Genomic DNA, 4,310 nt, shown 5'->3' with positions numbered 1-4,310 from the left:
GGTCAATTGGTGGCAGGGGTAGCCCATGAAATTAACAATCCCGTCAGCTTCATCTACGGCAACCTCCGTCCAGCCACCAGCTATATCCAAGACCTGCTGCATCTGATTGATCTCTATCAAGACCAGTATCCCACGCCCAATTCGGCGATCCAGACACATCTTGAAGCGATCGATTTCGACTTTCTGAAAGCAGATTTGCCCCAGTTGCTGACCTCAATGAAACTGGGTGCCGATCGAATTAAGAATATCGTCCTCTCGCTCCGCACCTTCTCGCGCATGGACGAAGCCGAGGTCAAAGCCGTCGATATTCATGCAGGCATCGACAGCACTCTGGTCATCCTGGAACACCGTCTCAAAGCAAATCACAATCGCCCTGCCATTCAGGTGATCAAAACCTATGGAACCTTTCCCCTCGTCGAATGCTATGCCGGACCGTTAAACCAGGTATTCATGAATATCTTGGTCAACGCGATCGACGCGCTAGACGAAGCCGTTTTAAGCGGTGCAATCCATCACCCTACGATCTGGATTCAAACAGAGATCATCGCGAGCCGCGCCGTGATTCGGATTTCAGATAATGGTCCTGGCATTCCAGCATCGATTCAGCCCCGCCTATTCAACCCGTTCTTCACAACGAAACCAGTTGGAAAAGGAACAGGCATGGGCTTATCAATTAGCTACCAGATTGTGACTGAGCGGCACCGAGGAACGATGCGGTGCTGCTCCTGCCCGGAACATGGCGCAGAATTCATCGTTGAGCTACCGCTGACGATGGCGCGTTGAGTCCAGTGAAGCCGTTGAATCTGTCAGTCCAGCCCGATGCGCCGCTGGATCAGGACTCGTCTTTCGGATGCTCCTTCGACACCTGCGCTACCTTCTGGGAGATATCTGGATTGTAGAGGCGCAGGTAGTTCCAGTAGTTTTCAAACACCGATTTGACGTAGCCTTTCGTCTCATCGTAGGGAATCGACTCCACGAACGCATCCGGATCGCCCAGTCCCCGCTTCTCCACCCAGCCGCCGACTGCACCCGGACCGGCGTTGTAGCTGGCAACCGCTAGCAGAGAATTATTGCCATACTCCTGATGGGTGTAATCCAGGTACCAAGTGCCCAGTTTAATGTTGTCCTCTGGGTCGTTGAGCTGGAATTGCTTCAGCTTAATTTTGCCGGCAACCCAGTTTGCTGTGTCAGGCATCACCTGCATAAGTCCCGTTGCACCTGCGGACGATCGAATTCCCGGCATAAACCGAGACTCTTGCCGAATCAGAGCCGTCACCAAGAGTGGATTAAGCTGCCGCTCCTGAGACCAGGTTTCGATCGACTCTAGGAACGGAAACGGATACAGCGCTTGCCAATAGGGAATCTGCTTTTTCAAGTCGCGATATTGGGACTGCTCCTCCGGGGTTTCTCGCTCCTTCAAAAACGACACCATGAAAATGCCGTCGAGGTAGTCGCCCACGCCAAGCCGCATGACGCCATCCGTGAACTGCTCCGCCACCGTCGGCTGCATTCGGTTCTGGAATTCCACCTGCCACATCGCCCACGCATCTGCGTCTTGCCCTAGTTGGTACAGCTCTTTCAGCGTGTCAGAGCCAGCGGACAAGGGTGGTCGACCGTCTGGTCGCGCCACACTGGGGTTAAACTGGCGCACGTTGGCAAAATCGCCAACCTCCCAGCCCAAAAACGACGCCGATCGCCACGCATAGTAAGACTCTGGATGCTGAGTTAGGACGCGCTGAAACGCCGTTCTCGCCTCCTGAGATTTGCCGAGCTGGCTTTGCCACTTACCCACCCAAAAGCCCGCTTGCGGAGACACTTCGCTCTCCGGGTTCTGGCTCAGAATCGGTTCTGCCCACTGAATCGCCGCTTGGTAGTCCTTTGCCGTAGCGCTCTGCTGTGCCAGGGTCCAGCGCAACTCTGCCGCCGCGTCCGACTTACCAAAACGGGACAGCAGCACCTGTCTCACCTGCGTTGCCGACTGGGTGCTGTTGATCGCGTCCAGCCGCTTTGCCTTTTCCAAGAGGGCTTCGCCTGCCCGGACTGGGAAACGGTGAGTTAGCTGGTCCAGGTAGGACATGGCGATCGTAGGCTCACTCAGCCGCGACAGCCGCAGCAGCCCTAGTCCTGCTTCTTGCGCGTTTGGAAAATCCTTAACCAGCCGCTGGTACGCCTGAATTGCGCCGCCTTTCTCACCAAGCTGTAGCCCCCGCGCCGTGCGGTAGGCGTTTTGCGCCGTGTAGGGAGCGCGAGCATACGCCGCACCTGCCCTGCCGTAGTCCTGCTTTTCCCAGTAGCCAAAGCCGATCGCCTCCCAGTCTTCCGCTGTCAGTTGCGCGGTGTGCTGTGTCGAGAGTTGATCGAGCATTGCCATATAGCCCGGCAAATGCAGCCCGTGTCGTGCCACCACCCGCAGCAGCTCTGGCTGTTTGGGATTCTGCTTCAGCCGCTTCTGCACGATGTCTAGGGTGCGGGGATGGGCAGGGAACTGCGCGATCGCCTGATCGCCGTATTTAGAATCGGTCCGATCCAATGCCACCAGCGCTTCTGCCGCTAAAGGACTTTTGGGATGCTCCTGAACCAGTTTTTGCCGCGTCGCCTGTGCCTGATCGCGATCGCCGACTTGCTCATAGGCTTGTGCCCGCTTAGACAAAATCGGAGCTGCCAGCACCGGATAGCTGCTCTCTAGTCCCTGCAACTGCTCCAGCGCTTTTTTTCCCTGGCTCTGCTTCAGCAGATCGGTTGCCAGCAGGTAGCGGGCGCGGTTACGCTCCGGAGACTCCTGGTGACCTTTTGCAATTGCCTTCAGCTTTTCCGTGCGCTTTCCGGTCGGCATTGCCTTTAGCGTTTCAATTCCGCGCACGCTGGGACCGTCCGGGGACAGCAGAGGACCCGCGGTCGGCGATCCCTCGTGCAACATCTTCAGCAAACCGCCCGAAATGGCTAGGGGAATTCCGGCTCCGAGCACCAAGGCACACAAGCCTGCCCCGATCGCCAATGCTTTGGTTCTTTGTTGCTTCTGCATGTTGACTGGATGGCTAGAGTCTTTAGAGAATCTAGCATCTCTCCATAGAAGTGGTCCGGAAAAATTTAAGCTGAGGGGTTTTGTAGGGTAAGTACCCCAGCCAAAGTATGGCTAAAAGCCTTATGCAGCAGCACTATCGAGAAATTGCTGCAGTGCTGTTTTCATCTCGTCGATCGTGGTCGTTGTGGTACCAAACTGCCGTACGACAATACTAGCCGCTAAGTTGCCCAAAACGGCAGCTTCCCACGGCGAGGCTCCCGCTGTCAGCCCGAGTGTCAGCGCCGCCGCCACCGTATCGCCCGCGCCCGTGACGTCAAATACGTCTGTGCGATTGAAAGCGGGAATGTGCTGCTCAGTTCCGGTGCGATCGAACAAACTCATGCCGTCCTCGCCGCGCGTAATTAGGATGTGCTGCGCCTGCGTCAGCTCTAGCAAATCGCGTCCTGCTCGCCGGATCAGCGTCGGATCAGCCGCGCCCGACAGCGAAACGAGCGAGTAGCCCACCGCCTGCTCGGCTTCTGGCAGGTTCGGCGTAAAGATGGTTGCGCCTGTGTAGCGCTTGAGGAACTTCTGGGTATCCACGATGCTGCGCGGATGGGACAGAGCGGCTTCGATCACGATCGGCGTCAGCGTGCCATCGCCATAGTCCGAACAAACCACGGCGTCTACTGAGTCAAGCTGCTGCCGGATGTACTCTGCCAACTGCAGCTGGAGATCCAGGTTGGGAAGCTCATCGGATTTACGATCGACCCGGACGATCTGCTGCGTCACGGATTGACGTGCGTGCCCAGAGATGCGGGTTTTGGTCACGGTCGGGCGATCGCTGTCCACCACGATGCCTTGGGTATCAATTCCTGCCGCCTCAAACAGGCTCCGCAGCGCCCGCCCCTGATCGTCCTTGCCAATCAGCCCGACGGACTTAACCTGCGCGCCCAACTGCGCCAAGTTGTACACAGCATTGGCACCGCCTCCGGGCACTTGGCGTGTTTCCTCGTGCCGAATAATCAGCACCGGAGCCTCACGAGAGAGGCGCTCAACTTGCCCAGTCAGAAACTCGTCCAGCGTCAAATCACCGACCACCAACACTCGTGCTTGGCTAAACTGATCGATCAAAGCAAACAGACGGTCAGCCGAGGCAGCGAGTTGGGTAGCAAAGACAGGATCAAGAGTCATAAGCGAATGAGCGGGGTTGAACTGGCGGTTGGCAATTCGCTGCCAAAAGACTAAGGCAGCAATTCTGGTGCCTCATTGTCTCGCAAATTGTCCGCAATTTAACCTGTGACTAGGC

At 56.8% G+C, this 4,310-nt stretch carries 3 protein-coding genes; 1 reads left to right on the top strand and 2 read right to left on the bottom strand.

Translation table 11 applies throughout. From position 1 onward, the window contains the following. Positions 1 to 783, top strand: a 783-nt coding sequence (locus H6F43_RS22730) for an ATP-binding protein (RefSeq protein WP_190343350.1), incomplete at its 5' end; no start/stop codon positions are given. Between the two features lie 49 nt (positions 784 to 832). On the opposite strand, the gene H6F43_RS13985 is transcribed toward H6F43_RS22730, so the two are convergent. Beyond that, entirely contained in the window at positions 833 to 3,022 is a 2,190-nt protein-coding gene (locus H6F43_RS13985) for a transglycosylase SLT domain-containing protein (protein ID WP_190343349.1), read from the bottom strand. A gap of 120 nt (positions 3,023 to 3,142) precedes the next feature. Further along, positions 3,143 to 4,195 carry a PfkB family carbohydrate kinase gene (locus tag H6F43_RS13980; RefSeq protein WP_190343348.1) on the bottom strand — a complete coding sequence of 351 codons (1,053 nt, stop codon included), beginning with the start codon at positions 4,193 to 4,195 and terminating at the stop codon, positions 3,143 to 3,145. Between the last annotated feature and the right edge of the window lie 115 nt (positions 4,196 to 4,310).

Origin of the sequence: Leptolyngbya sp. FACHB-36, from assembly GCF_014695955.1 — a bacterium.
Lineage (GTDB): Bacteria > Cyanobacteriota > Cyanobacteriia > Leptolyngbyales > Leptolyngbyaceae > FACHB-36.
Note: the sequence above shows the minus strand (reverse complement) of the source record. Positions and strands in the feature narration are given on the sequence as shown.

What these genes read in the sequence shown, in the direction of transcription:
- H6F43_RS13980 (WP_190343348.1), bottom strand. Translation starts at nt 4,195, where the DNA reads ATGACTCTTGATCCTGTCTTTGCTACCCAACTCGCTGCCTCGGCTGAC.
- H6F43_RS13985 (WP_190343349.1), bottom strand. Translation starts at nt 3,022, where the DNA reads ATGCAGAAGCAACAAAGAACCAAAGCATTGGCGATCGGGGCAGGCTTG.